This window comes from Coriobacteriaceae bacterium, assembly GCA_025993015.1.
Classification (GTDB): Bacteria; Actinomycetota; Coriobacteriia; order Coriobacteriales; family Coriobacteriaceae; genus Collinsella.
Map to the genome: position 1 here is coordinate 609,905 of DAJPFV010000001.1, position 25,666 is coordinate 635,570.

At 59.8% G+C, this 25,666-nt stretch carries 17 protein-coding genes and 1 pseudogene; all 18 read right to left on the reverse strand.

Going from position 1 to position 25,666, the window contains the following annotated elements:
- Positions 1 to 26: 26 nt before the first annotated feature.
- Positions 27 to 1,391: an ATP-binding protein gene (locus tag OIL77_02685; protein HJI44329.1), complete on the reverse strand. Its 1,365-nt coding sequence runs from the start codon at positions 1,389 to 1,391 to the stop codon at positions 27 to 29.
- Positions 1,392 to 1,651: 260 nt separating this feature from the next.
- Complete coding sequence (tnpA, locus tag OIL77_02690; protein ID HJI44330.1) at positions 1,652 to 2,122, reverse strand: IS200/IS605 family transposase; 471 nt, start codon at positions 2,120 to 2,122, stop codon at positions 1,652 to 1,654.
- 385 nt (positions 2,123 to 2,507) lie between these two features.
- A complete protein-coding gene (gatB, locus tag OIL77_02695; GenBank protein ID HJI44331.1) occupies positions 2,508 to 4,184 on the reverse strand; it encodes an Asp-tRNA(Asn)/Glu-tRNA(Gln) amidotransferase subunit GatB in 1,677 nt (558 codons plus the stop codon).
- Positions 4,184 to 5,698 carry an Asp-tRNA(Asn)/Glu-tRNA(Gln) amidotransferase subunit GatA gene (gene gatA / locus OIL77_02700; GenBank protein ID HJI44332.1) on the reverse strand — a complete coding sequence of 505 codons (1,515 nt, stop codon included), beginning with the start codon at positions 5,696 to 5,698 and terminating at the stop codon, positions 4,184 to 4,186. Before gatA ends, gatB begins: the two co-directional genes overlap by 1 nt.
- Positions 5,698 to 6,009 carry an Asp-tRNA(Asn)/Glu-tRNA(Gln) amidotransferase subunit GatC gene (gene gatC, locus OIL77_02705; GenBank protein ID HJI44333.1) on the reverse strand — a complete coding sequence of 104 codons (312 nt, stop codon included), beginning with the start codon at positions 6,007 to 6,009 and terminating at the stop codon, positions 5,698 to 5,700. Before gatC ends, gatA begins: the two co-directional genes overlap by 1 nt.
- Positions 6,010 to 6,354: 345 nt before the next feature.
- Positions 6,355 to 7,272, reverse strand: a complete 918-nt coding sequence (locus tag OIL77_02710; GenBank protein HJI44334.1) for a class C sortase — start codon at positions 7,270 to 7,272, stop codon at positions 6,355 to 6,357.
- 564 nt (positions 7,273 to 7,836) lie between these two features.
- A complete protein-coding gene (locus tag OIL77_02715; protein ID HJI44335.1) occupies positions 7,837 to 9,681 on the reverse strand; it encodes an isopeptide-forming domain-containing fimbrial protein in 1,845 nt (614 codons plus the stop codon).
- Between the two features lie 75 nt (positions 9,682 to 9,756).
- Complete coding sequence (locus OIL77_02720) at positions 9,757 to 11,427, reverse strand: isopeptide-forming domain-containing fimbrial protein (GenBank protein ID HJI44336.1); 1,671 nt, start codon at positions 11,425 to 11,427, stop codon at positions 9,757 to 9,759.
- Entirely contained in the window at positions 11,420 to 11,881 is a 462-nt protein-coding gene (locus OIL77_02725) for a hypothetical protein (protein ID HJI44337.1), read from the reverse strand. Before OIL77_02725 ends, OIL77_02720 begins: the two co-directional genes overlap by 8 nt.
- Before the next feature lie 14 nt (positions 11,882 to 11,895).
- Complete coding sequence (locus OIL77_02730) at positions 11,896 to 14,862, reverse strand: hypothetical protein (protein HJI44338.1); 2,967 nt, start codon at positions 14,860 to 14,862, stop codon at positions 11,896 to 11,898.
- 506 nt (positions 14,863 to 15,368) lie between these two features.
- Entirely contained in the window at positions 15,369 to 16,190 is an 822-nt protein-coding gene (locus OIL77_02735; protein ID HJI44339.1) for a Cof-type HAD-IIB family hydrolase, read from the reverse strand.
- A 224-nt stretch (positions 16,191 to 16,414) separates the two neighbouring features.
- Positions 16,415 to 17,695, reverse strand: coding sequence for an MFS transporter (locus OIL77_02740; GenBank protein ID HJI44340.1), 1,281 nt, complete (start codon positions 17,693 to 17,695; stop codon positions 16,415 to 16,417).
- 265 nt (positions 17,696 to 17,960) lie between these two features.
- Positions 17,961 to 18,554 (reverse strand): molybdopterin-guanine dinucleotide biosynthesis protein B, encoded by a 594-nt coding sequence (mobB, locus tag OIL77_02745; protein ID HJI44341.1) that lies wholly within the window; start codon positions 18,552 to 18,554, stop codon positions 17,961 to 17,963.
- A gap of 42 nt (positions 18,555 to 18,596) precedes the next feature.
- Positions 18,597 to 19,070, reverse strand: a pseudogene (locus OIL77_02750) (cyclic pyranopterin monophosphate synthase MoaC).
- Positions 19,071 to 19,269: 199 nt separating this feature from the next.
- Positions 19,270 to 20,325 (reverse strand): GTP 3',8-cyclase MoaA, encoded by a 1,056-nt coding sequence (gene moaA, locus OIL77_02755; GenBank protein ID HJI44342.1) that lies wholly within the window; start codon positions 20,323 to 20,325, stop codon positions 19,270 to 19,272.
- A 235-nt stretch (positions 20,326 to 20,560) separates the two neighbouring features.
- Entirely contained in the window at positions 20,561 to 21,598 is a 1,038-nt protein-coding gene (locus OIL77_02760) for a hypothetical protein (GenBank protein HJI44343.1), read from the reverse strand.
- Positions 21,599 to 21,813: 215 nt separating this feature from the next.
- Positions 21,814 to 23,712: an ABC transporter ATP-binding protein/permease gene (locus OIL77_02765; GenBank protein HJI44344.1), complete on the reverse strand. Its 1,899-nt coding sequence runs from the start codon at positions 23,710 to 23,712 to the stop codon at positions 21,814 to 21,816.
- Positions 23,705 to 25,468, reverse strand: coding sequence for an ABC transporter ATP-binding protein/permease (locus OIL77_02770; GenBank protein HJI44345.1), 1,764 nt, complete (start codon positions 25,466 to 25,468; stop codon positions 23,705 to 23,707). The genes OIL77_02765 and OIL77_02770 overlap by 8 nt, the downstream gene beginning before the upstream one ends.
- Positions 25,469 to 25,666: the final 198 nt, after the last annotated feature.

Here is a 25,666-nt window from a genome sequence, read left to right on the forward strand (position 1 = left end):
CCGCCGCCCGTCAGCTCACCCGGGATCTAAACGTCAAGATGCGCACAATCAAGCGCCTTTTTGATAAGAGGGACAGATCGATCAGCCAAATACAACGGAATGTTGAGCACCCCGTCGTCGAGCTTTAGGTTCTTAAGTGAGTAGCGGACCCTCAGTGGAGTCGTCTCCGCATGCTTGTCGGCATAGTACTTAAGGCTCTTGGAATGAACGACCTCTCCCGATTTGACCTCGACGGGAACGATTTCGTTTCCGACTTGAATCAAAAAATCGACTTCGTGCTTCGGCTTCTCGTTTGTCCAATAACGCGGAGCAGCATCTAACTGTGAAAGTAATGCCTGAAGCACATAATTCTCGGCGAACGAACCTTTGAACTCCGAAAATAGCGCATCCGAGATGGCAAAAGCGGACGCATCCAGCCTTGCCATGCGGCGCAGCAAACCGACATCAAGACAGTAGACTTTAAATGCCTTGAGGTCATCGTATGCAGAGAGCGGCACGCCACCGGCAGCATTAAGGCGAACCGCCATGATGAGCCCAGCATCGGCAAGCCATTCCAGAGCATCCTCGTATTCTCGAGCACGAGCCCCCTCGCGCACCGCACCCCAAACGAACTTTTTATTCTCGCGCGCCAACTGAGTTGGAATCGAGTTCCATATTTGCGAAAGCTTGGCGAACTGCGCACGGCCACCATGCTTGGCAAAATCGCGCTCGTAGGAATCCAAGAGATCGGACAACACCTTATCGACCTGAACGATATCGCCCGTCTCCACCCACCGACCAAGAGCCTCTGGCATGCCGCCACATGCAAAAAAACGCCGAAGATGCTCGACGAGACGGACATGGAAGAAATCGGGCACTGTCTCGATCTGATCCAGGCCGCCAAGGTATTCGTCGTAGTTTGCAGCGCCCTCGGCTTTCAGAAACTCGGAAAAGCTCATAGGGTGCATCTCCATGAACTCGACCTTTCCCACCGGAAAAGCGCTGGTCTCACGGGACAAGCGAACGCCCAACAAAGACCCTGCGCATGCGACGTGATACTCGGGGGCCTCGTCACAGAAGTATTTAAGGGCGCCGACTGCAGAAGGACAATCCTGGATCTCATCAATAATAAGCAGCGTCTCGCCGGGATCGATAGGCTGTCCAAATGCCAGGGAAAGGTTTGAGATGATCCGCCGAGGCTCGCGCGTACCTTCGAAAAACTGAGCGTACTCGCTCTGTACCCCAGGTGACGGTTCCTCGAGCGTCAGATACACAAAATTGCGGTACGAGGTTCGACCGAACTCCTTAAGCGCCCACGTCTTTCCAACCTGGCGCGCCCCCTTAAGGATAAGCGGCTTACGATATTCCGACGCTTTCCAAGCGTTAAGCTTGGCAATGATATCTCGCTGCATGACCGAACCTCCCGCAAAGAAACTTCCGTAAACGTGATATTTCCCACATTTTACCCTAGGTAAAACGTGACATTTATCACATTTACGGAAGTTTTAAGTTCATTTCGCCACACTTTCATCACATCAAAACCACCCCTAAAAGGGGTGGTTTGCTCTTAGGGTATAACCCTTGGATTTCCGGCACGCGTCTAAAGGCGCCGGCCCTCACGGGGTTCGGGCCGCACTGCAGATTGACCCGTGGCGGGCCGGTCAAACCGGCGCTATTTACGCCCCGGCCCCCTGCCGAAGGGGTCCTCGTACTCCTTGACGCTCAGCCGGTCGAGCGCGATGTCGGCCTTCTCCTGCTCCCGGATGTACTTCGCGATCGTGGCCTCGTTCAGGCCGACCGTGGACACGTAGTAGCCCTCGGCCCAGAACTTCCTGTTGCCGAACTTGTACTTCATGTTCGCGTGCTTGTCGAATATCATCAGCGAGCTCTTCCCCTTCAGGTAGCCCATCACGCTCGATACGCTGTACTTCGGCGGTATCGCCAGCAGCATGTGGACGTGGTCGGGCATCAGGTGCCCCTCGATGATCTCTATCCCCTTGTACTGGCAGAGCTTCCTGAAGATCTCCCCAAGGTCGGACCTTATTTGGTTGTAGATGACTTTGCGCCTATACTTCGGCGTGAACACGACGTGGTACTTGCACATCCACTTCGTGTGCGACAGGCTGTAGGCCTTCTGGGCCATACGCCACCACCGCCCTCTCGACTCGGATTCCTTGCGGCCTGAACAATCGCAAGTGTCCGGCGAGGGGGCGGCTTTGTAAAGCCGTTTGGCCCCACCCGCATAGCGGGTGGTTTCTGATGCGGCGCGCTGCGCGCCCCGCACAGGCTAAAGCCTCTAAATTGAAAAGGCGGAGGCGCATTTTGCGCCTCCGCCACCATCTTTCCTATCAGCCCGCCTGACCCGAACGGCCGAGTCGTCACGGAACCCGGGAGCCCCGGCAGGGCGGGTGCTTGCTCAAAATGAGTTCCGCACGCAAAGAAGGCCACTTAATGTGGCCTTCGTCTTGCGCAGGACTGTTCGAAATTTTGAGGAAGCACCCGCCCTGCCGGGGCTCCCGGGTTCCCGTTTACGAGAGCGACGTTCTCAGCAACTCGTTGAAGAGCTTCGGATTGCCCTTGCCGCGGCTCGCCTTCATGCACTGGCCCACCAAAAAGCCGATGACCTTCTGGTTGCCGTCACGATACTGCTGCGCCTGATCGGCACAGTTAGCCAGCACCTCGTCCACGATCGGCTGCAGCGCGCCGGCATCGCTCACCTGACGCATGCCGCGCTCGTCGACGATCTTGTTGGGATCGTCGCCGGTCTGGGCCATGGCCTCAAAGACCTCGTGCGCCTGGTTGGAGCTGATGGCATCGGTCGCCAGCAGCTTGGCAAGAGCTGCCACCTGAGCCGGCGCGATACCGGACTCGGCCAGCGACACACCCGCACCCTTAAGGTAGGCGATCATCTCGTTCACCAGCAGGTTTGCGACCGTCTGGGCCTCCTTGCCAGCCATACCGGCAGCGGCGGCCTCAAAGAAGTCGGCAAACTCGGGGTCGCCGGCAATCTGCTCGGCGTCTGCCGCCTTAATGCCAAAGTCGGCCTCAAAACGGGCGCGCTTGGCATCGGGCAGCTCGGGGATCTCGCCACGGCAACGGTCGATGAACTCGTCGTCCAGGTCGAACGGCGCCAGATCGGGATCGGGGAACAGACGATAGTCGTCGGCCGTTTCCTTCACACGCATGACCACGGTACGCTTGCGGCTGGGCTCCCAATGGCGGGTCTCCTGATAGATGATGCCGCCCTCCTCGAGCACCTCTGCCTGACGGCAGATCTCGTAGGCAAGACCGTCATGCAGGCTCTTAAACGAGTTGAGGTTCTTGAGCTCAGTCTTGGTGCCCAGCTTGGTCTCGCCGCGGCGGCGCAGCGACACGTTGCCGTCGCAGCGCATGGAACCCTTCTCCATGGAGCAATCGGAAATGCCCAGCGTCACAAAGATGCGACGGAGCTTTTCCATAAACAGGCGAGCCTCCTCAGGCGTGCGCAGATCGGGCTCGGTGACAAGCTCGATGAGCGGCGTGCCGCAGCGGTTGTAGTCGACGAGCGACTCGGCCGCGGCGGTAATGCGGCCCTCGGCGCCGCCCACGTGGACCATCTTGGCGGCGTCCTCCTCCATGTGGATGCGCAGGATGCGAATAGGCACCGTGTAGGAACCGTCCTCGCGACGCTCGGGCATCTGCAGATTGGACGCATCGTAGCTGGCCAGGTGACCGGCGCGCTGGTTGCCCTCGCGCATGGTCGACGTCATGGACGTGGACAGGCCCTCGGCGTTGGCCGAGGCGCTCGCCAGGCTCTGGGCCTCGGCCTCGCCAAACGCGCAGTCGGGGCGCTCGGCGGCACCGCGACCGGTCACGTCCAGGTCCAGGTGGCCGTACATGGCAAAGGCGACCGGACCCTGCGTGGTCTGGAAGTTCTTGGCCATATCGGGATAGAAGTAATGCTTGCGGTAGAACATCGAGTGACGCTGGATCTCGCAGTTGGTGGCGAGACCCGCTTTGACGATGCTCTCGATGGCGCGCTTGTTGGGCACCGGCAGGGCGCCGGGCAGGCCCAGGCACACCGGGCACACGTTGGCGTTGGGCTCGTCATCGTGGCTGAGCTTGCAGTTGCAGAACATCTTGGTATCGAGCGCGGTGAGCTCGGTATGGATCTCCAGGCCGATCACGGCCTCCCAATCCTGCAGGACCTCGGAAAGCTCCTTCATTACAGCTCGCCTCCCTTCCCGGCAAAATCGGGCGCGACGGAAAGCGCGGGCGCACCCGTGGCGGCATCGGCAAAGCCGCGCTCCAGGGCGCGGGCAAACGTGAGCAGCTGACGGTCCTTAAAGGCCGGACCCACCAGCTGGGCAGAAACGGGCAGCTTGCTGTCCTCGCCCAGGCCCAGCGGCACCGAGATGCCACCGTTACCGCAAATATTGAGCGAAATGGTGTACAGGTCGGAGAGATACATCTGCGTGGGGTCGCTGATCTCGCCAAACTTAAAGGCCGTGCGCGGCGAGGCGGGCATGAGGATGGTGTCCACCTTGGCATACGCGGCGTCATAGTCCTGCGTGATGAGCGTGCGGGCCTTTTGCGCAGCGTAGTAGTACTTGTCGTACACGCCCGAGCTCAGCAGGTAGGCGCCGAGCATCTGACGGCGCTTGGCCTCGGCGCCAAAGCCGTGGGCGCGCGAAAGCGAGCTCTGGTCGGACAGGTTGGCGCAGCCCTCCTCCTGGTAGCCGTAGCGAATGCCGTCGAAACGAGCCAGGTTGGAGAACGCCTCGGCCGGGCCGATGACGTAGTAGGCGGCGATGGCGGCGTCCAGGTGCGGCAGGTCGACCTCGACCAGCTCGGCGCCCTGGTTCTGCAGCTCCTGGGCGGCGCGCTGAACAGCGGCCTTGACCTCGGGCGTCAGACCCTCGGCCTCCATAAACGCAGGGATGATGCCCACGCGCTTGCCCTCGATGCTGTCATTGAGGTGCTCGGTAAAGTCGACGGCGCAATCCTGGCTGGTGCAGTCGTACGGATCGTGGCCCGCGCCGGTAAGCGCGTTCATGGCCAGCGCGACATCCTCGACCGTGCGGCCAAAGGGGCCCACTTGGTCGAGCGACGAGCCAAAGGCAACCACGCCGTAACGGCTCACGGCGCCATACGTGGGCTTAAAGCCCACCACGCCGCACAGTGACGCCGGCTGGCGAATGGAGCCGCCGGTGTCCGAGCCCAGCGAGAGCGCGACCTCGCCCGCGGCGACGGCGGCAGCGGAACCGCCCGAAGAGCCGCCGGGCACGCGCTCGGTATCCCAGGGGTTGTTGGTGCGGTGGAACGCCGAGCTCTCGGTGGAGCTGCCAAAGGCAAACTCGTCCATGTTGGCCTTGCCCATGGGCAGGCAGCCAGCATCGAGCATGCGCTGGACGCAAGTAGCGGTGTAGACGCTCTGGTAGTTCTCGAGCATGCGGGAAGCACAGGTGGTGCGCGTGCCCACGAGGTTCATGTTGTCCTTGATGGCCAGCGGCACGCCCGCGAGCGGGGGCAGCGGCTTGCCTGCGGCACGGTCAGCATCCACGCGCGCAGCGGCCTCGAGCGCAAGCTCGGGCGCCACCTGCAGGAATGCCTGGACCCCGCCCTCGCGCGCCTCGATGGCGGCAAGGGAGGCCTGGGCCACCTCGGTGGCGGTATAGTCGCCGGCGGCAACGCCTGCGGCGATCTGGGCGGCGGTAAGGGAATCGAAGCTCTGCGCCATTACTCGCTCTCCCCCTCTCCCAAAATGGACGGCACGCGGAAGTAGCGGTCGCGCGCGCTGCCGGCGTTTTCGAGCGCAACGTCGAGCGGCAGGTCGCGCTCGGGCTCGCGCAGGTCATCGCCCATCACGTTGGACAGGCTTCCGATGGGATGGAACGTGGGCTCCACGTCGGGCAAGTCATATTGCAAGACGGGCTCGAGCATCTGGACGGCGTCGTTCAGGTAGGACGTCATCTGGGTGAGCTCGTCATCGGTCAGTGCGATCTTTGCGTACTCGGCAATGCCGCGCACGTCTTTCTCGCTGAGTGCCATAGGCGCTCCCTTCCGCATAACAGTTAAACCGCTCTAGTATACAAGGCAACGCCGCTTGGAGCAGGTGCTTTACCCAAATGCAGCGAAAACGTAACGAGGACGGCGGTTGGCAGGGCGCGAGTCGGCGGTTCTGCAGCGAAACCGCACCGTCCACAGCGAAGACCGCGTCGCCCATAGCGAAAACCATCCCGCCCACAACGGAAACCGTCCCGCCCGCAGCGAAAAGCATCACAACATTCGACGTTTATCGTCAAAATCGCGATTTTCATCGAATGTTGTGATGGTTTGGAAGCCCCAACCACCACAAAGGTGTCTGTCCCCTTTGTGGCGGTTCTGAACGATGTCTTATGCCGAGGCCTTGGCCTTGCGGCGCTTGCGGACCGCGTGGATCACGATGTCCAGCAGCAACAGCACAATGGCCACGACCACGATGAGCACGGCGAACTCGCGCTTGCCCCAGTGGCGGCCGGCCAGCGACTTTTGCTTGTCGACGTCCTTCTTGCTGTACTTGGTGCGCACGCAATGCACCAGCAGGCGATGGTCGTTCACGCCGTAGGGCGTGCAGGTGACGAGCGTCACCTTGTCGGCGCCGGGCTCGATGGTCAGCGACTCCATCTCCTCGGGCAGCACGACCTCAGAGTCCACCATCTTGTAGGCGAGCGTCTTATTCATGGTGTGCAGTAGCACCAGGTCGCCGGGCTCCAGCGAGTGTATGTCGTCGAACATACTCAGGTTGCGCATGCCCGAGTGCGCGGTGAGCACGCAATGCGTCGAGGTGCCGCCCACCGGCAGGCTCGTGCCCTCCAGGTGGCCGACGCCCGCCATAAGGACTTCCTCGCTCGTGCCGTGGTAGATGGGCATGCTCACGTCGATGGAGGGGATCTCGACCCAACTCATCATGGGGTCACGGTCAAAGATGAGCTGCTGAGCGTAGGGCTCGATCTGGTCGGCGGGAAGCTCGGTGGCCTCGCCCGCCAGCTGCTCGTTAAAGGAGCGCGCCTGGAGCAGGATGCGCTCGCGCTCCTCGGCAGACAGCGCGTCCACGGTGCTGGACACCGTGCTGATCTGGTTGAACACGCCCGAGGCCTCGAGCCGGTCCAAGATCCACGGCCAGGTCATAAGGCCCACGCCAATAAGGATGATGACGATGGTGATGAGCCGATCGGCCCAGCGCGGCAGTCGCTTGCGGCGGCGCTTGGGCTTTGGCTGAGGTTGGGGCTGAGGACTTGAGCCACCGTTGTCCGCGGCGTTATTGCTCTTCATATGTTTGGCGCCCTGCACCATCGCCGGTCACTCCTTTACAGCTCAGGTTGTCTGAACAAATAATAGCCGATTAGCGAGCTTCCGCGCCGGACAACGCAGCCTGGCAGCATTGCGCAGTGCGAGTATGGGCCCGCATTTGAGTTTTCAAAATGTCCCGAATCGGCTGAGCGATTCGGGATACAATGTCAATAGAAAACGACGCACCCCGCGTAAGTGTACGAGAGCGCGGGCGGCCTAGTTTTCAGCTTTTGTTAAATGCCCGGGATCCGACCCCCGGGCATTCTTATTTGCGCTTGTTGCGGCGCAAATGCCTTCTGCCGTCCGCACCGCGCGTGCGCCTACGGACCTTAAACCGAACCTCGTACGAGTCAAGAAACGCGATGACGGATGAGTCCGCATCGGACGGTGGAGGCTGCCTGTGTTGTCCAAAAAACGGGGCAGACTCCAGTGCGGAGTCTGCCCCGAAAAGAGAATGGCAAAGCAAGAACGTGGATGGACGAGAAAAGTGTCCGCAAGTCTCATGGCCATCACATCCCACCTGCCAAAGGGATGGGTGAGTGAGCGTTACTCCTGCTCGGACTCTTCAGCCTGCTTACGGCTGCGGATGAGGTGCGCCACGCCGATGCACAGCACCGCGCCACCAGCGATCCAGGTGAAGGTCACGCCGTTGAGACCGGTCAGCGGGAGGCCAACCTGCTTGGTATCGCCAACGGTGATGTTGAAGTAGCCATCGGTGACCTTGTCCGAGCCGGCCTGCGCCGTTAGCCTGTTATCACCGGCTTTCTCATCGGTAAGGCCAGCGATGACCTTGTCACTCTGGTTCTTGCTATCAAGCGTGCCAGAGAGCGCAGTAAGACCAGCGTTCGGATCAATGGCGTTCATGGTCGGCTTGATCTCGAAGGTGAAGGGTTCGACCTTGGTGTAACCATCGGGAGCAGAAGTTTCCGTGACCGTATAGACGCCAGCATCGAGACCGGTAAGCGTAATGACACCATCGGGGTTCATCGAAAGCTCAACCTTGTTGTCGCTCAAAGTGCCGTCACTCTTGACATATTTAACGTTTGCGCTGTTCACGTCACCGTTAGTTGTGTCACCAGCTGCGATGGTGAACGTAGCACCTTCCAGCGCCTTCTCAGTGCCAAGGTCAACCTTGTTGATCTTGAGGCCGTAGGTGTAGTCCTTGACCATATCGGATTCCGAGGTGCCAGTACCTGCGACCATGGGGTTGTTAGAATACTCGAGCGTAACAGTATTGGGGTTGCCCTCCAGCTTGTTGTTAGCCCCTGCAATAACCGCCTTTGCGTTGAGCTTTGCCTTGTAGAAGACAACAATATTGGTGTTGGCATTGATCGTAAGCGTTCCGCCATTTTTCGCGGTGGCTGACTTCAGCCCATTGGTTCCATTAAAGTTAACTGTCAAAACACGCTGATTTGACTCAGAAGGGGCATCCACATCGTAGCTAGTCGGATTAATCTCGGTGTATTCACCATTATTCAGCGCATAAACGCTGATCGAGTCAGTGATGTAGTCGAGACCGTCCGTCAGCTGATCCTTGAACTTGTAGGAATAGGTGTCGTAGCTATCGTAGTTGTCCGCAATCGTACCGGTGAGCCGGTAGTTGACCTCCTGGCCGATCTGGGAGTCGGCAGCGTCCACCCAGTCAGTCTCGCCGGTAATGTCACCGCCCTTCACCTTAGAATCATCGAGGATCTTTTTCTCAACCGTGGGGATGCTGGTCTTCTCATGGACAGTCACGGCACTACCACCCACGACTGCAAAGATCGGGGACGTGCCAGTGTTCGGCTTGGTCGAATCGAGATCGCTGGTCACAAACAGGTAGTAACCGTTGCCATTCGCCAGATTAGGAGTCCAAGAATTACCAGTAGGGATGTTAGTCGCGGCAGGTTTCTCACTCTTAACGGCATTCGCAACTGCGTAGAGAACATTGTTGGTAGCGATTCGCGTTCCATCAGTCGATGTTGATCCTGCAGTAGTGGAACCCGCATGTGCCATGAGGAAGTCGGCTACTTCCTGGGCAGTAGGTTTGTCAGACAGCTGATCCTTAACCTTCAAGCCGTCATAACCCTTCCAGTCTTTCCTAATGGCATCAATCACCTTCATGCTAACCGTATCGCTCGCCCACGTGATGTTCTGAGCGGTCTTGCCACCGTTTTCAGTGTCGGTCACCGTAGCCTTAAAGATCTGGTACGCCTTGAACGTGGTGCCATCGTTTTTCTCGGCCTGACTAATGGTGATGCTGCCGTCACCCTCGGCCGCAAACGCCATGGTCACCGGGGCCATCACGCCACCGAAGCTCAGGGCTGCGGTGAGGCCTGCTGTCACTGCCAGGCGTGCGATGTTCTTGCTCATGCTCATCTTCTTTTCCTCCGTTTTCCGTTTGGTTCTCATTCGATCGGTCATCATTTGTCTGTGTCTTAGCATCTGCTTCGCTACGTCTCGCCCCGCTCTCTGTGGGGCTGCCAGCTACTCTTTATGGCTGCCACCTCCCCGCTTGACCAGGAGCGCGACCACGATGAGCGCGACTCCGGCGACCGCTGCGGCGGCCACGGCGTACATTGCCATATCGCCAGTCGAGGGCATAAAGCCTCCGGTGGTAATGCTAGGGGGTGTGCCGGTGGGCGTGTTGATGAGCGACGCCTCCAGGCTGCCCGTCGACCCATCCGCGCTGTCGGCACGCAGGGGCGACTCGGCCGTGATGGTGAGCTTGGGCTTGGCGGCGGCCACCTGGTCGACGTCCAGACCCTCGGCCTTGACCGTCACGGAGCGCATGCCCTCAAAGGCGGTGTAGCCCTTGGGCGCCTTGAGCTCGCGGACCTCCAGCTTGCCCGAGTCCACGCCCGAGACGGTCACGCGGCCGTCCTCGCCCGTGGTGACGGTGGCCTTGCCCTCCGCATCCCACGTGCCGTCGGCCGCCAGCGTGCGACCGCGGTCGTCGGCGATGCTCAGGACCGCCCCGGCAAGCGGCTTGTCGCCGTCGCTGCCGCGCTTGGTGAGCGCGAGATCCCAGGTGTAGGCGCACGCATCGTCGCTCGGCGTGCGGGTGAAGCCGGCGTCGCCGGACTGGTCGGCAAAGGGAGAGCGCGGGTAGCGCAGGTAGACCTCGTTGGGGTTGCCCTTCGCGATGCCGTGGTTGCATGCGCTGTTGAGCGGCGCATTGTACACGGCGACCACTCGGGCGCCCGCGGTAAAGGCGTCTACCCCGCCGAGCGCGGCGATGAGGTCGCCGGTGCGCACGGTGAAGGTCTTGCCGTCCGCCGCTACCTTGGTGGCGCACTGGGCCGTGATGTCGGTCCAGCCCTTCGCAGGCTCAGTGCCGACGCGACCGTCCTTGCCGGTCTGGACCGCGTCAAAGCCGCCGTCCGCGCCCGCCGCCACGTACACGCGCATGCTCACGGCCACCTTGGAGGGGTCGAGCCCCGCGCTCATGGTGTCGACGAACTGCACCGTATAGGTGTCGTAGGCGGTGAGCCCGGCCGGGACCGTGGCAGAGAGGCGCCAGTACAGGTCGTCGGCAACCGTGGCGTCGGCGGCCTTCTGCCAGGCGGCGGTGCCGTCCTCCAGCACGTGCTTGGACACCTTGGGGGTCGCCGCCTTGGGCTTGACGGTGACGGCGCTGCCGCCGACCAGGGCCATGATCGGCGCGGTGCCGGCCTCGCCCTGGGCGATGGCGTCGTCGTCGGCGACGATGAGCCAGTAGCCGCAGGGTAGCTCGGCCGCTGTGCCCGCGTTAAGGGCCACGGACACGGCACCAGAGCTCTGGAGGGAACGAGCGAGCTGTGCGCTCAGCGCGCTCGTAAGGTGGGAATCGGTGTTGAGCCACTCGGCAGCTTCCTGCGCGGTGGCCTGGGAATTGGGCATGCCGGCGCTGTGCAGCACAGGCAGCGCGGCGTCGCGCGCGGTGCCGCTTGCCCAGACGAGGTCGGTGGCGATCTTGGCGTCGCTGTCGCCGTCGACGACGTTGGCGCTAAAGATCTGGTAGGCGTCGTAGCTGCGCGCCACGGTGCCGCTCACCGTGATGGAACCGGTCGAGGTCGGCGCGGCCTGCGCGGAAGCGGGGAACACAACCGCGCAGGTGCCGATCACGAGGGCAAGCAGCGCAAACAAGATCGGGAAGGAGCAAACTTTCTTATTCACGACGCTTACCTCCCTTCGCATTCGCCTTGCGACGAATGTGCATCCAGGCCGCAGCAGCGCAAAGCACCGCCGCGCCGGCAAGGTACGTCAGAGTGACGCCCGACATACCAGAAAGGGGCAAAGAGGTGGAGTAGGTGTTGGTGAAGACCGGAACGCTCTGTTCCTTGCCAGTGGCCTCGTCCTTAGCTGGAACGTAGGTGACCGGCTTTTGCTCTTTCTCGGGGATATCCTTGCCATCGGCATTGACGATCTTGGTGTAGGTCACATCGCACTTGATCGTCTTATCAGACTGATCAGTTGCCGTGACCGTGATCTTGTAGACCGACTTGTCGTATTTGTAGTTCGTGAACGGTGTGGTCAGCTGCTGTTCGCGAACGTAATAGGTGAAGGTCTTAGAAGCGCCACGACCAGTAGGGTCCTCGCCCTTGTTGAGGTCATTAAGTTTGTACGTGATTTTATCGACAAAACTCAGAGTCTGGGGGTATTGGTACCGTCGGCCGTTGTCTTCACCGTCTTGGCGTCTTCAAACTTCTCGTTATCCGCAAACTCGAGCGTAAACTCCTTCATCTCGCCACCCTTAACGACCTTAGTCGCCTTAGGAGTCCAGGAGCCGTCGGAAGTGTACAGAGTGTACGTGTTGTTGAAAGTCTTTGAACCATCGGAGTTGGCAATCGAATAATAGCCGTCAGCATCTGCTGGCACAGTGCTCGACAAGGCAGTTGAAGCCCCAAGATTCTTAACATTCACACTTTTAATCGTGTAGTTATGGACCTTAAGGTCTTTAGTCGCATTCGGATCGTTCTGCGTCGGAACAGACATGAGCACGGTCGTGTGGTCCTCGACTGTCACCTTAATCTCATATACAGCATGATCGTAGTCGACATCAGGATCCTTGCCCGCATCTTCGACCAAGTAGTACGTAATTTCGCCAGTGCCACTCGCTAAGAACTGTTCGCCAAGGTCAAAGGTGATGTTACCGTCAGCGCTATTCTTGGCAGACCCAACAAAGGTGCAGTCACCATTGTTGAATGTCTTGTTATTCCAATAAGGCGCTGTCGCGCTGTCTGAATCTTTACGGTAAACCGCAAAGGAGAACTCCCCCTCTTTGAGAGCACGGCCGGACAGGGCTTTGGTCGCTTTCAGCTTAAGACTCGGATAGACATACGTATCAGCAGGCTGGCCTAAGTACAGGTCGCCATTCGACATGATGCCGCCACCATGGTCCCAGGAATAGTTGCCCGTGATGAAAGTTGTCGCTTCATTCTGCGCTTGATTCCGCGCATTAATCGCCGCCTCATCCTCGGCCATAACACCCGAGGTCAGGCCGATGCTATTTTTTACCCCAACAGCACCGTTGGCGGGGATGTTGATAGCTTTTTCAAGTTCGATGCTTCCCGAGTACCGGGCGTCTCCACCACCAAGCATCTCACCAGTCACAACTGCGATCGGCGTATTGTGATCATGCGCTGCGAGGAAGAAATCGGCATGGCCGTTGTTACGAAAAACGTCTTTCAAATAGGCGGCTTTGTCTTGATCCTTACCGTCGTTGCCGGCAGAAAGATGGGGCGCATTGTCATTGCCGGAATTGTTCGCTTTGTCGTAAGCAGGTTTAGGATAATCTTCGCCATGATCATCAGCACCGGCAGACTTATTGCCAAAGATTGCCGTGCCTTCAGTGTTCGTTACCAAGGTCTTACCCGATGGGCAGACCGCAACGCCGCCACCATAGCCGCCAGCGGTATTGCTGCTTATATACGAGTTGTATACAAACAGTCTGCCTGCGTTAGTCGCGTCTTTCGAATCACCCTGAACAAAGATGCCGCCGCCACCCCAGTCAAAGCGAGACATGCAGTGATTGTTTGTGATGTAGACTGTACTTTTTTTAGTGCCGTTACTATCTTTAGGGCCGTTAATCATCGCGTCAACCCTCTGGCCCACTCGGATGCCGGCACCTTCAGATCGATAGCTCACGTTAGAGGCAATATTTCCTCCTTTAATGTCGAGCCATGCCCTACTATCTTGTTGAAAAATATTGGTAACGTAAACGCCGCCGCCAGCTTCCTCGGAATAGTTGCCAGTAATCTGGCCACCGAAAATGGTGACATGGACGCCCTTAATGGCAGCAAGTCCGCCGCCGCCATGACAACCATCGCCATCTTTATAGCAGAAGTTAGCATAGCGATTGTTCGTAATGTAACCGTCGGAAACAGTAACGCTGCCGCCATTTTCGGCCATGATGCCGCCACCATATCCGTTACTGTTAGTGCTATTACCGGAGATTACGCCGCCGGTCACCTTGACTGCAGATCTATTGGCATATACACCGCCGCCACTAGGAGCGCAGTTGCCAGCAATTACGCCGTTAGAAATGCTAAGAGTCGAATTATTATTGACAGATATTCCTGCACCGGCACCACTCCACCGACAATAACCTCCACAAACGTAACCACCGTTCATATTGACGGTCGACTCATTCTCCGCGTACACCAGGTTTCGGACATGGCAGTCTTTCTCTTGTGTGAGCACGCCGTTCTCAAGACTGAAATGACCACCATTGATGTTGATGAGCTTCAGGTTTTCATTGCCACCGCATGCCACGATGGCGCCTTTAATATCGACGCTATGTTTGTAAAGCGTCTCGGTTGTCTTGGTTGTGTCTGTTGCACTCGGGGACGATTGGGTCACATAGTAGGTAAGGTTAGACGGAATGCCATTGTCGTAAGACAACACTGCTTCTTTACCATAATTGTCGCGATCTAAAGTCTGATCCTGATCATTTAGCTGCTTGACCTTGTCGACACTTTCACTCGCTTTCTCAGGATCAGTATCCTTAATTGTAAGTGTCGTGCCACCGGTGATATTGAACAAAGACTGATCTTGACTCGCATGCTTAATCTTGCAGCCGTTTAGATCCAGCGTGATATTGCTGCCGTTGTTGAGCGTGATCGTCTCGCTGGTCCCGACATCATTCATAAGCTTGAAGCTAGCAACACCGCTTGCATTCGCCAGTTTTTTCAACTCGTCAGCTGTTCGTATTTCAGTGGATGCCGTTTTAGTCTGCCCGCCTTCCGCAGCCAGCATTACGGCATTGCCATCCGACAACTCGCCATCTTCGGCCTGCAGCTTACCTTCAAGCTGACCTTGCTCAACACCATTTGAAGGGTCGGCTTCGCCACCCTCAGCGTCGTCACTATTCTGGTTTTCGGTATCCCCGTTGTTGGTGTTTTCTACATCAGTAGACTCAGTTGAGGAACCACCCGCCGTCACAGTTTCTTCGGTAGAACCCGCCTGGGCATCGTTGGCAATGGCCTGCGAGATCGGAGGCATGACGAGCGACAGTACCAGGCTCAACACGGAGGCTCCGCACAAAACGCCTGCCAGTACACGGCGCGTCGCTTTTTTACTCTGCTTAGTTTTTTCTGAATTCGCTTTCATCGATGTCTCCTCCCCAAGAGACCGCGATCTTGCTCTTTCACTATCAAACGTATCTGCGCAACCTTTAATTGCGCACGCTTAGTAATCCAAATTGTAACGATTGTTTGAGCATCTAAGCAAAAATACCGATAGTTTTGTAGCGAATTATCAATTCTCTTGACATTTGCTCGGATTAACCTTCGTTTATTCGCTATGAAATATCTATTTCTACTGGTAATTAAGCCAGTTATCAGTTTTTTAATAGCATTTTATTTATTTGCACAACATTTTGCTCAAGAGAAAACATCCTGTGAACGGTTGAAAATCGACCGTGAGCGGTAGGTCATTAACCGGGAGGAATAGACTACCAAATTGATGGGAATATCTTTAGCTCATCGGTGGTTAGAAGCGTAATGTTCGGACAACGTTATTTGGTTTTTCGCGCAGATTTTAGGCATCAATTCGCCCAAATCGCCTGAGACCACCGCAAAGGAGCCTGTCCCCTTTGCGGTGGTTCTCCCCCGGCGCTACAGCAGATGCTCCTCGATAAAGATCGCGATGCCGTCTTTGTCGTTGCTCGCGGTCACAAAGTCGGCGGCGGCACGGGTGGCGTCGCTGCCGTTTGCCATGGCCACGCCCACGCCGGCGTCAGCCACCATGCAGGTATCGTTGTCCGCATCGCCAAACACGCAGATGTCCTGGAGCTCCATGTCGTTGAGCTCCGCCACGCGCACAAGGCCGCGCGTCTTGGACACGCGCGGATCCATGAACTCGTAGAGCCGCTGCGTGGTTTGCAGAGCCGCCGCCTTGACGGTGTCGTCGGCAAACGTCGACGCCCGCTCAATCACCTGCGGCATCACCTCGGGCGCCATGGTAAACATCACCTTGGGCTGCGGCTCGCGCAAGAACTCGGCAAAATCGACCACCTGGTAGGGCACGCCGTCGACGCGCGACAGGTGCTCGACGCACGCGTTGCTCTCGGGCACGTAGAACACGCCGTCTCGGGGGCAGACGGGCGTTGCCGGAAGGTCCGCCATGTGTTTGCAGATGCGCGCGATGGTCTCGCCCGGCAGCGGATAGCTCAGCTCGTTGATGTCGTGCGCGCGGTCGATGACCTCGGCACCACCGCAGCCCACCATCACGTCCACCAGGCCTTCGATGCCCCAGAGCTCGTACATGGCCTCGGTCGCGTGGGCGTCGCGCCCGGTGCACAGGCCAAAGAGCACGCCGCGCTCGCGCAGGGCGCGGATCGCCGCCACGGTGCGCGGGGACACCGTGTGCCGGCTCGTGAGCAGCGTGCCGTCGATATCGCAGAACACGGCTTTAATGTGGCTGAAGGAGGTGTCCATGGGGGCCTTTCTGGGTTGTGCGGCGATGTGGGGTGTGGTCGGAAGTGGTGTACATGGTATACCAAGGCGCGCACGGGGCGCCTTGGTGCAAAACCACCACAAAGGTGCCCGTTCCCCCTTGTGGTGGCCGAACCCGAAGGGCGGCCTGGCCCGGGGCGCAAACCATCACAACATTCGACGCTTTTCGGCAAAATCGCGATTTTCATCGAATGTTGTGATGGTTTTTACTGCCTTGCGGCACGATCAAAATGCCGGCGGCCAAACAGCAGCAGCGCCACGGGAACCGCCGTCACGACCGCGCCCGCTCCGATGAGCGTCTGTTGCATGCCAAATGTCGCCGCCAGCCACGGGGCAATCGCCAGCGGCGCCACGCCGGCAAACATATTGCCAAAGCCCATGACCGAGTTGACGCGACCGAGCCGCTCGAGCGGCGCCGTCGTTTGCACGATCGTGTTGTGGAGCGGGTTGACGATGCCCCAAGCTATGCCCAGGGCAATCTGGCCGACGAGGGCCACGCCCACGTACGGTGTCCCCACATAGAGCAAACTTCCCAGGCCCACGGACATAAGCGCCACAAGCAGCGTTTTAAGGTTGACCAGGTGCGGCGGCAAGCGGAGCGCGACCACGGCGCCCAGCACCGCGCCCACACCGCTGGCCGACGAGAGCCAGCCCATCCACTCGACACCGACATGCAGAATATCACGGTAGAAGAACGACTCCAGCGGATCGAAGGCGCCGTAGCCAAAGTTCGAGAGGAAGATGATGCAGAAAAGTAGCGCGAGAACGTTGTTGGTAAAGACTGTCTTGATGCTGGTCGCGAAGGTTGCGCGGGTGGATGTGCTGGGGTTGGAGCTTTGTCCCGCACGCTCCCCTTCCTCTGCCGAATCGGCATCCGCATCTCCGGCGACATGGCTGGTCTGCGGCCTAAAGCCCCAACCGGCGACGAGCGCCTGTACGGTAAAGATCATCATGAGCACGAACACCGCGCGTGACGATGCAGCCGCCGCGACAAAGCCGCCCAGTGTAGGGCCGACGATAATGCTCACGTTGGAGAACATGGTGATAGCGGAGTTGATGTCTTTAAGCTCGACGGGGTCGTCGGTGAGGTAGGCTGGATAGGATGTGGCGATGGGCTGGGCGAACCCCATCACAAAGCCCAGGAGCACCGCGCCGAGCAGGACGATGCCGGTCGCGCTGCCAAAGGCAATAATCGCCACGCCGGTTGTCAGCGTGCCCACGATGCTCAGCAAGAAATGGTGGCGCGGGCCCCAGGCGTCGAGCGCCGCGCCACCCGCAAAGGATCCCAGGATTACAAAAACATTCATAAACAGAACGGCCAACGATGTCGCCACGACCGAGGCATCGTCCGCATAGGTGAGCGTTCCGATAACGCCGATAAAGTAGCTAGTTTGAAAACCGGTGTAGATGAGAAAGCGCATCGCCACCAGGCGCTTGGCCTGCACGGACAGCGATGATTGAGGCTTTGAGAAAAGGGAGGCGAACATGGAGACTCCTTGTTTCATACGAATGCGGACGGCGGGCATTCGCCACTGTCTGTCAAATCAATCTATCCGCATGAAACATTAAGGACGCATCAAGCCCCTTCTCTCCGTTTTTCGCCCGTCATGAACTACTTGGTAGATTGTAAGGCATGTCCCACGCATCTACCAAAGCAAAAACCACCACAAAGGTGCCTGTCCCCTTTGTGGTGGAAACAACGTTTGCCCAGATAAAACCTTCCAAAATAAACCTGTCCCTTTTTGGCAGGTTTTAGGCCAGATGGTCCTGAATCAGATCGCAGATGGCTCGGGCGTCGTTGATGTTGATGGCTCGGGTCGCAAAGCCGGCGTCGAAGGCCTGACGCGCCAGGGCCTCGTTGCAGGCAAGGGCCAGCGTACGGCCGTCAACCAGGTCGAGCGAGCTCTTGCCGCGCAGACGGTCGACACCGGAGCGCGCGACCACGATATTGTCGAAGCCCTCGGTCTTGTAGCCCTCGATGATCACCACGTCGACATCGTTGTAGCGCGACAGCAGCTCGCGCGCGGGCATCTCGTTCTCCTCACGTGTGTCGGCGTACTCCGCCCAGCGCGTGGCGCAGATGAGGCCCACGTGCTTGGATCCGGCCTGGTGATGGCGCCAGGTGTCCTTAGCGGGCACATCGATATCAAAGCCGTGATGCCCATGATGCTTGAGCGAACCCACGCGCAGGCCGCGGCGGGTGAGCTCGGCGATAACCTTCTCGACGAGCGTGGTCTTGCCCGAGTTTTGGTAGCCGATAAACGCGATCGCGGGGACGGCCGGTGCCGGAGCTGCGGGCGCGACGGCGACGGGTGCGCTCGCGGGCGCGGCACCGTCAGCGGCCACGGCCTCAACAGCAGCGGCCTGGCGTTTGGCACGATCCCATATGCCCGAGCGGCCGCCCTCCTTGTGCAGCAGGCGAACGTCGACGATCTCCATGCCACGATCGACGGCCTTGCACATGTCATAGATCGTTAAGCACGCGGCACTCGCGCCGGTCAGGGCCTCCATCTCGATACCCGTCTTGCCCGTCACGCCGGCAGTAACCAGCACGTGAAAGCCAACCTGCCCGTCCGCGCGCGCCGGCGCCCAGCCCTCGGGCACGTCCTCGACAGGCGTCCCCGCCGCAGCGATGGGCGCAAGGTCGCACTTGCTCTTGGTAATGAGCAACGGATGGCACATGGGGATGATGTCGCTCGTGCGCTTGATGGCCATGATGCCCGCCACGCGCGCGCAGGCAAGCACATCGCCCTTTTTGGCGCGGTCCTGCAGCACCATGGCCTGCGTCTCGGGGTGCATGAGGATGGTGCCCTCGGCGATGGCAATGCGATGGGTCTCGGCCTTGTCGGACACGTCAACCATGCGCACCTCGCCCTTGGCGTCCACGTGCGTCAGCTCGTCGCGGCGGGCGTCACGGGCGGGCTCAGCGGCAGCGCTGGCAGTCGGCTGTGCGGACGCGTCGGCGTTGCCGGCATTCGCCGCAGCCGCGGCTTTGTGGGCAGACATCGCGGCCCTGCGAGCGGCCTTGGTGGCATCGGCGTACCTGCTCTTGGCCATATGATCATCCTCCGATTTGGGACATAAATCGTTGCGTGCCCTCAATTATCGCGTGTTCCTGCGGTTTGTGGGCCACAGCATCGCGCCAAATCGAAAGTACCTGCATATCATCACCACGGCGCAGCGCCTCACGCACCGAATACTCGGCATCGCTGAATAGGCACGGACGCACGTTGCCATCGGCCGTCAGGCGCAGACGGTTGCAGTTCGCGCAAAAATGGTTGGACATGGCACTGATGAAACCGACCGTTCCCGCCGCGCCCGGAAAGTGCCAATAGCGCGCAGGGCCCGCGCCGGCAGGGGCGTCGTTGATGTCGAGCGGCTCGAGCTCGCCCAGTCTCGCCGCGGCGGCCCCGGCATTGATGCGCTCCCGCAGCTCGTCGCTCGGAACGGTGTCACTCGCGTCCCACAGCTCGGGATTGAGCGCGGGCGCATGCGGGTCCACAGTGCAATGCGAGCTCGTGTGCTCGTCGCCGATGGGCATGTATTCGATAAAGCGCAGGTGGATGGGGCGGTCGAGCGTGAGCCTCGCGAGGGCCGCCACATCCTGGTTGAGCCGGCGCACCACAACGCAGTTGACCTTAACGGGCTCAAAGCCCCAAGCCAGCGCTGCGTCGATGCCAGTCATGGTCTGCTCGAGTCGACCCAGGCGCGTGATCTTTCCAAAGAGCGTAGGGTCGAGCGCATCGAGCGAGATGTTGACGCGGTTAAGCCCGGCATCTTTGAGCTGCGGCGCCAGCTTGGGCAGCAGGGCGCCGTTGGTGGTGAGCGAGATGTCCTCGATCTGCGGAATCGCGCGGATGTCGCGAATGAGCGGGATGATACGGCGGCTGACCAGCGGCTCGCCGCCCGTCAGGCGTACGCGGCGAATGCCTTCCCCCGCCACCAGGCGCACAAAGCGGGCGATTTCCTCGGCACTGAGCAGCTCGTCATGCGCGCGGGGCGCCACGCCATCGGCCGGCATGCAATAGATGCAGCGGAAATTGCACTTGTCGGTAACGGCAATGCGCAGGTAGTTGATATCGCGGCCAAAGCCGTCATGTTGCACGCGCCCGTCCACGCATCCCTCCCCTCACACAGGCCATTATTCTTCAGGAAATATAGTACCGCACGGGAAGAATGGGTCGACATACGTACGACACGAAAGGCCTTTGCGAACAAGACCGGCCTCCCGAGCCCATCCTCAGCACGCAAACCATCACAACATTCGATGCTTTTCCCGTTTTTGGCAAAAAACGTCGAATGTTGTGATGGTTTGCCTGCCCACGGCACCCCGTAGAAGGACCAAAACGCCCCTAGAGGCCGCCATTCCAGTGCCGAATCACGAATTCCCGCAGGTCATTCTGCCGTTTCTGGAATGCCTCGCTTCGGTCGCACTTAAGGCCCATAGCGAGCGCGATGGCGTTCATCGCCCGGTGCAATTGCAGCTGGTGGGCAAACTGAGTCCCGGTGAGGACGATCATCCTAAAGCCCAGCGCGCTCAGCACGGTCATACGCTCCGCATCCGACGCGCTGCGCTGTTTATCAAGATGGTCCGAGCCGTTGTATTCAATCCCCGTACCGCTTGCAGGCGCATATACGTCGATCTCGAAATACCCGGCCTTAGCGAGATACTTGAACTCGCTGGGAACATCGACCCGATGGTTGAGCTCGATCTTGGCGTATCCCAGCCCTCCCTGGGAACGTTTTGCTACGACCATGATTGCGGTGGCCGTCTCCATGGGCGACCGCGCGCCATCGTGCACGCGCTTGAGCACGGCGGCCGCGCGTATAGCCCCCTGACGAGATCGGTTCTCATTGCAATAAGCAATCAAGTCGGCAACGGTATACCTCTGCCCTATCTCGATATAATCGCCTGTCGACAGATGATTCAAATGGTATCGGGCGCAGATTTCGTAGCCATATTCCAGCTGCTCGGGCTCACTCATCCACGAACCCGCTTGGACAAAGCACATGACCTCATCAACCACCAGAAGGCCCTCTGCCACCTCGATAAGATGGTCTGAAGGTACCGGCGCCCCAAACACGTGGCATCTAAATCCAGCCGGCGTCGAGCGCTCAAAATCGAAGTTGACGAGCGTATCGATATGATCGAGCTCTTCTCGTGGAATACCAAGCGAAACCAGATTGTCGGTAACAATCCCGACAGCCGTTGAAGCCCTCAGCCCCTTAGCATCGAGTCCCAATTTGGGCAGGCTCGCGGTCGGCTCCGCCTCGTTGGCAAGCGAGTCCTCATCGTATAGGCTGCTTGCTCGCGAGAGCGGCTCGGACGGGCGCGCCACGTTGTGGTACAGCCAGGCGGTCTTATGGGACAGGACGATCGGCAGGTCCATGAGCCCTCCAATGGAGTCGGATAACCAACCTTATTCCCCTGCCCGCGGGTCCGCACACCTTCGTGCACAAGAAAGCGATTCCACCCGGTCGAGCGGCAGAAAAACCGTCCCAAAAATCGATGCTTTTCTTCAATATCGAGAAAAACATCGATTATTGGGACGGTTTGGGGCGAGGTGAGAGGTCGGAGGGCCAGAGCAAGCCGCACTCCAACGGGTTAATCCAGCTCCTTCAATCCGTGTGCCAGCTGCCAGTACTCGCCGTGCTGGGCGAGCAGCTCTTCGTGCGTGCCGCGCTCGATGATGCGGCCGTGTTCGAGAACCATGATGGCGTCGGCGTCGCGGACGGTGGACAGGCGGTGCGCGATCATAAACGTGGTACGTCCGCGCATGATGCGGTCCATACCGCGCTCGATGAGCTTTTCGGTACGCGTGTCGATACTCGAAGTGGCCTCGTCCAAGATGAGCACCGGCGGATCGGCCACGGCCACGCGCGCGATGGCGAGCAGCTGGCGCTGGCCCTGCGACAGGTTGGCGCCGTCGGCCGTGACCGGCGTGTCGTACCCTCTAGGCAGGCGGCGGATAAACGAGTCGGCGCAGGCTGCCTCGGCAGCGGCGCGCACCTCCTCGTCGGTCGCGTCGAGCTTGCCAAAGCGGATGTTCTGCGCAATGGTGCCGCTAAACAAGTGCGTGTCCTGCAGCACAATGCCGAGCGATCCGCGCAGGCTGGCCTTGGCAATGTGCTTGACGTCGATGCCGTCGTACGTGATCTCGCCGTCATCGACCTCGTAGAAGCGGTTGATGAGGTTGGTGATGGTCGTCTTACCGGCGCCCGTCGAGCCCACAAACGCGATCTTTTGCCCCGGCTTGGCAAACAGGTTGAGATCCGTGAGCACACGGGTGCCCGGCACGTAGGAAAAGTCAACGGCATGGAAGCGCACGTCGCCGGCAAGCGGGATAAGACCGGTGACAAGCTCGGTACCGTCGACGGCTACCGCGCGGCCCGACTCATCAACGGCCGCCACATCATGCAAGTGTCCGTACGCGCCCACGCCCTGGCCCTCGGGAATCTTCCACGCCCACGCGGCGTCACCCGTCTGCACCAGCTCCACGCGGCCCTCGTCCGCCTCGGGTTCAAGATCCATGGCGGCAAACAAGCGCTCGGCGCCGGCCAACGCATTGAGCAAGAAGTTGCCCAGCTGCGTAAACTGATTGATGGGCATGGCGGCCTGGCGCACAAAGACCAGGTAGCTTGCAAGCGCACCTACGTCGGCGAGCCCCTTGATGCAGAGCATGCCGCCCGCCACGGCGACGATGGCATAGTTGACGTAGCCAATCACGACGGTCATGGGCACCATGGAGTTGGCATAGCTCACGGCGGCGGTACCGGTGCGGCGAAGCTCGTCGTTGCGGCAGGTGAAGCCGGCGACATTCGCTGCCTCACGGTTAAAGACCTTGATGACCTTTTGGCCCGAGACCATTTCTTCGATATATCCGTCCAGGTCGCCAAGCGATGCCTGCTGGGCAGCAAAGAAACGCTTAGAGCGCGCGCCCGAGTAGCGCGCATACAGCACAATGGCCGCATCGCACACGAGTGTGATAATCGTGAGCTGCCAGTTAAGGATGATGAGCATAGCCGTGGTACCCACAACCTGAATGGCGGCCTGAATCACGTTGGCAAAGCTGTTGTTGAGCGCCTCGGAGACGGTGTCGACGTCGTTGGTGAAAAAACTCATGATGTCGCCCGGGCGCGTGCTGTCAAAATAACTGAGCGGCAGCGTCTGGATGTGCGCGAACAGGTCGCGGCGAATATCGGACACCACGTGTTGGGCCGCGCGCACCATAATCTGCGAGTAGCCCAGGGCCGAGAGCACGCCCGCAGCGTAGATGATCGCCGTCAGGATGACCTGCTTGGCAAGCAGTTCCTCCCCGCCCGTGGCCAAGCCGTTAACGATGGGGCGCACCATGTAGGTGCCGGCGAGGCTCGCGATGGCGGCGACGGAGGCGAGCACGCCCACCGCGAGCAACGAGAACTTGGCATGCCCCATGTAGGAGAGCAGGCGGCGCACGGTGCGCTTGAGGTCGACCGGGCGTGCTTGGGCTGCGGTCTTAGGCATGGCGCTTACCCCCTTCCAAGGGCGATCCGCATGCGACGGAGGAAAACGGATCATTCGCGCAACCATCGTCGCTGCCGTCGCCGGCGTCCGCGTTCCTCGCAAACTCCATCTGCGAGGCGTAAATCTCCTGGTATATGCTGTCGCCCGCTAGCAGTTCCTCGTGCGTGCCCACGCCGTGGACACGACCGTCGTCCAATACCACAATGCGATCGGCATCCATGACACTCGCGATGCGCTGGGCGATGATGAGCACGGTCGTATCGGAAATCCGGGCGATGTGCTCGCGAATCTTAGCGTCGGTCGCCATATCGACCGCGCTGGTGGAGTCATCAAAAATGAGCACGCGCGGATGCTTGAGCAGCGTGCGCGCGATGCACAGGCGTTGCTTCTGGCCACCCGAGACACCGGCGCCGCCTTGGCCCAACTCGCCGTCCAGCCCGCCGATGCGGTCCAGGAACTCGTCCACGCACGCCGCGCGGCAGGCACGCAGCAGCTCTTCGTCGGTGGCATCGGGCGCGCCCCACTGCAGGTTCTCGCGCACGGTACCCGTAAACAGCACGTTCTTTTGCAGCACAATGCCCACGGCATCGCGCAGAGCGACCAGGTCGTAGTCGCGCACGTCACGTCCGCCCACGAGCACGACGCCCTCGGTCGCGTCGTACAGGCGCGCGATGAGCTGCACGAGCGAGCTCTTGCCCGAGCCCGTGCCGCCGAGCACGCCCACCGTGGAGCCCGGCTCAATACGAAGGTCGATATGCTCGAGCACATCCTCGGCAGCATCCGCGCGGTACTTAAACGACACGTCGCGGAACTCGACGCTTCCGTCGGCCACTTCGCGCACGGCCGCGTCTGCCGCGGGCGCTTGGATGAGCGATTGTTCGTCGATCACGCGCGAAATGCGCTCCACGCTGGCGAGCGCGCGCGTGAGCAGCAAAAACACGTTGGAGATCATCATAAGCGAGTTCATGATCAGCAGCACATAGCTCATAAAGCCCGTAAGCGAGCCCACGCCCAGCTCACCGGCGATAATCATGCGCCCGCCGATCCACAGGATGGAGATGGCGGCCACGTACATCGACAACTGAAACACCGGCAGGTTGAGCACGGCGTTGCCGAAAGTCTTCGTCGCCGTGTGCGCGAGCTCGGTATTGACGGTATCGAACTTGGCTTCCTCGTGCTCGGCGCGTACATACGCCTTGACGGCGCGCACGGCAGTGAGGTCCTCCTGCACCACGCCGTTGAGGTGGTCCATCGAGGTCTGCAGCTGACGGTAGAGCGGGCTCACGCAGTAGGTGATGACGCCCAGCACGATCGCCAGCACGGGCAGAATAATTGCGAAGACCGTGGCAAGCGGACGCGACAGCACCAAGGCGTAGACCAGGCCGACGATGAGCGTCACCGGTCCGCGCACCATGGGGCGAAAGCCGTTACCGATGGCGTTTTGGATGACGGTGATGTCGGTGGTCATGCGGGTGACGAGCGAGCTGGCGTCGTAGTTGTCCAGGTTGCCAAAGGCGAGCGTCTGGATCTTGCGATACTCGGCCTCGCGCAGGTTAGCACCCAGGCCCGATGCGACACGGGCGGACGTGCGCGCGTAGCCCAAGCCCAGTACCAGCGAAAACGCGGCGCACACGAGCATGAACGCGCCCTGCAGCAGCATGTAATTGACGTCGCCCGTGGGCACGCCCACGTCGATGATGTTGGCCATGATGACCGGGATAAACAGCTCAAGCGCGGTCTCGACCGAGACGAACATCACGCCGAGAATGGCATCGCGACGGTATGCCCCCAAATAGGAAAACAAGATTTTGAGATTGCGCACGCAGGTTCATCCCCCATCAAACGTTGTTCGCAAACGCACGTATTATTGCGCGCCGAGCGATGGTGTCAAGTGTTCCGAAATCGATTTCTATAAGGCCGGCGCAGGCGCTAAGCCCGCGCGGCGCGCGACCGT

Coding starts and splice junctions, on each gene's coding strand:
- gatA (HJI44332.1), bottom strand. CDS start 5,698: ATGGCGCAGAGCTTCGATTCCCTTACCGCCGCCCAGATCGCCGCAGGC.
- gatB (HJI44331.1), bottom strand. CDS start 4,184: ATGAAGGAGCTTTCCGAGGTCCTGCAGGATTGGGAGGCCGTGATCGGC.
- OIL77_02685 (HJI44329.1), bottom strand. CDS start 1,391: ATGCAGCGAGATATCATTGCCAAGCTTAACGCTTGGAAAGCGTCGGAA.
- OIL77_02710 (HJI44334.1), bottom strand. CDS start 7,272: ATGAAGAGCAATAACGCCGCGGACAACGGTGGCTCAAGTCCTCAGCCC.
- OIL77_02760 (HJI44343.1), bottom strand. CDS start 21,598: ATGGACCTGCCGATCGTCCTGTCCCATAAGACCGCCTGGCTGTACCAC.
- OIL77_02765 (HJI44344.1), bottom strand. CDS start 23,712: ATGCCTAAGACCGCAGCCCAAGCACGCCCGGTCGACCTCAAGCGCACC.
- OIL77_02740 (HJI44340.1), bottom strand. CDS start 17,695: ATGTTCGCCTCCCTTTTCTCAAAGCCTCAATCATCGCTGTCCGTGCAG.
- OIL77_02715 (HJI44335.1), bottom strand. CDS start 9,681: ATGAGAACCAAACGGAAAACGGAGGAAAAGAAGATGAGCATGAGCAAG.
- tnpA (HJI44330.1), bottom strand. CDS start 2,122: ATGGCCCAGAAGGCCTACAGCCTGTCGCACACGAAGTGGATGTGCAAG.
- gatC (HJI44333.1), bottom strand. CDS start 6,009: ATGGCACTCAGCGAGAAAGACGTGCGCGGCATTGCCGAGTACGCAAAG.
- OIL77_02735 (HJI44339.1), bottom strand. CDS start 16,190: ATGGACACCTCCTTCAGCCACATTAAAGCCGTGTTCTGCGATATCGAC.
- OIL77_02770 (HJI44345.1), bottom strand. CDS start 25,468: ATGTTCGTCTCGGTCGAGACCGCGCTTGAGCTGTTTATCCCGGTCATC.
- OIL77_02730 (HJI44338.1), bottom strand. CDS start 14,862: ATGAAAGCGAATTCAGAAAAAACTAAGCAGAGTAAAAAAGCGACGCGC.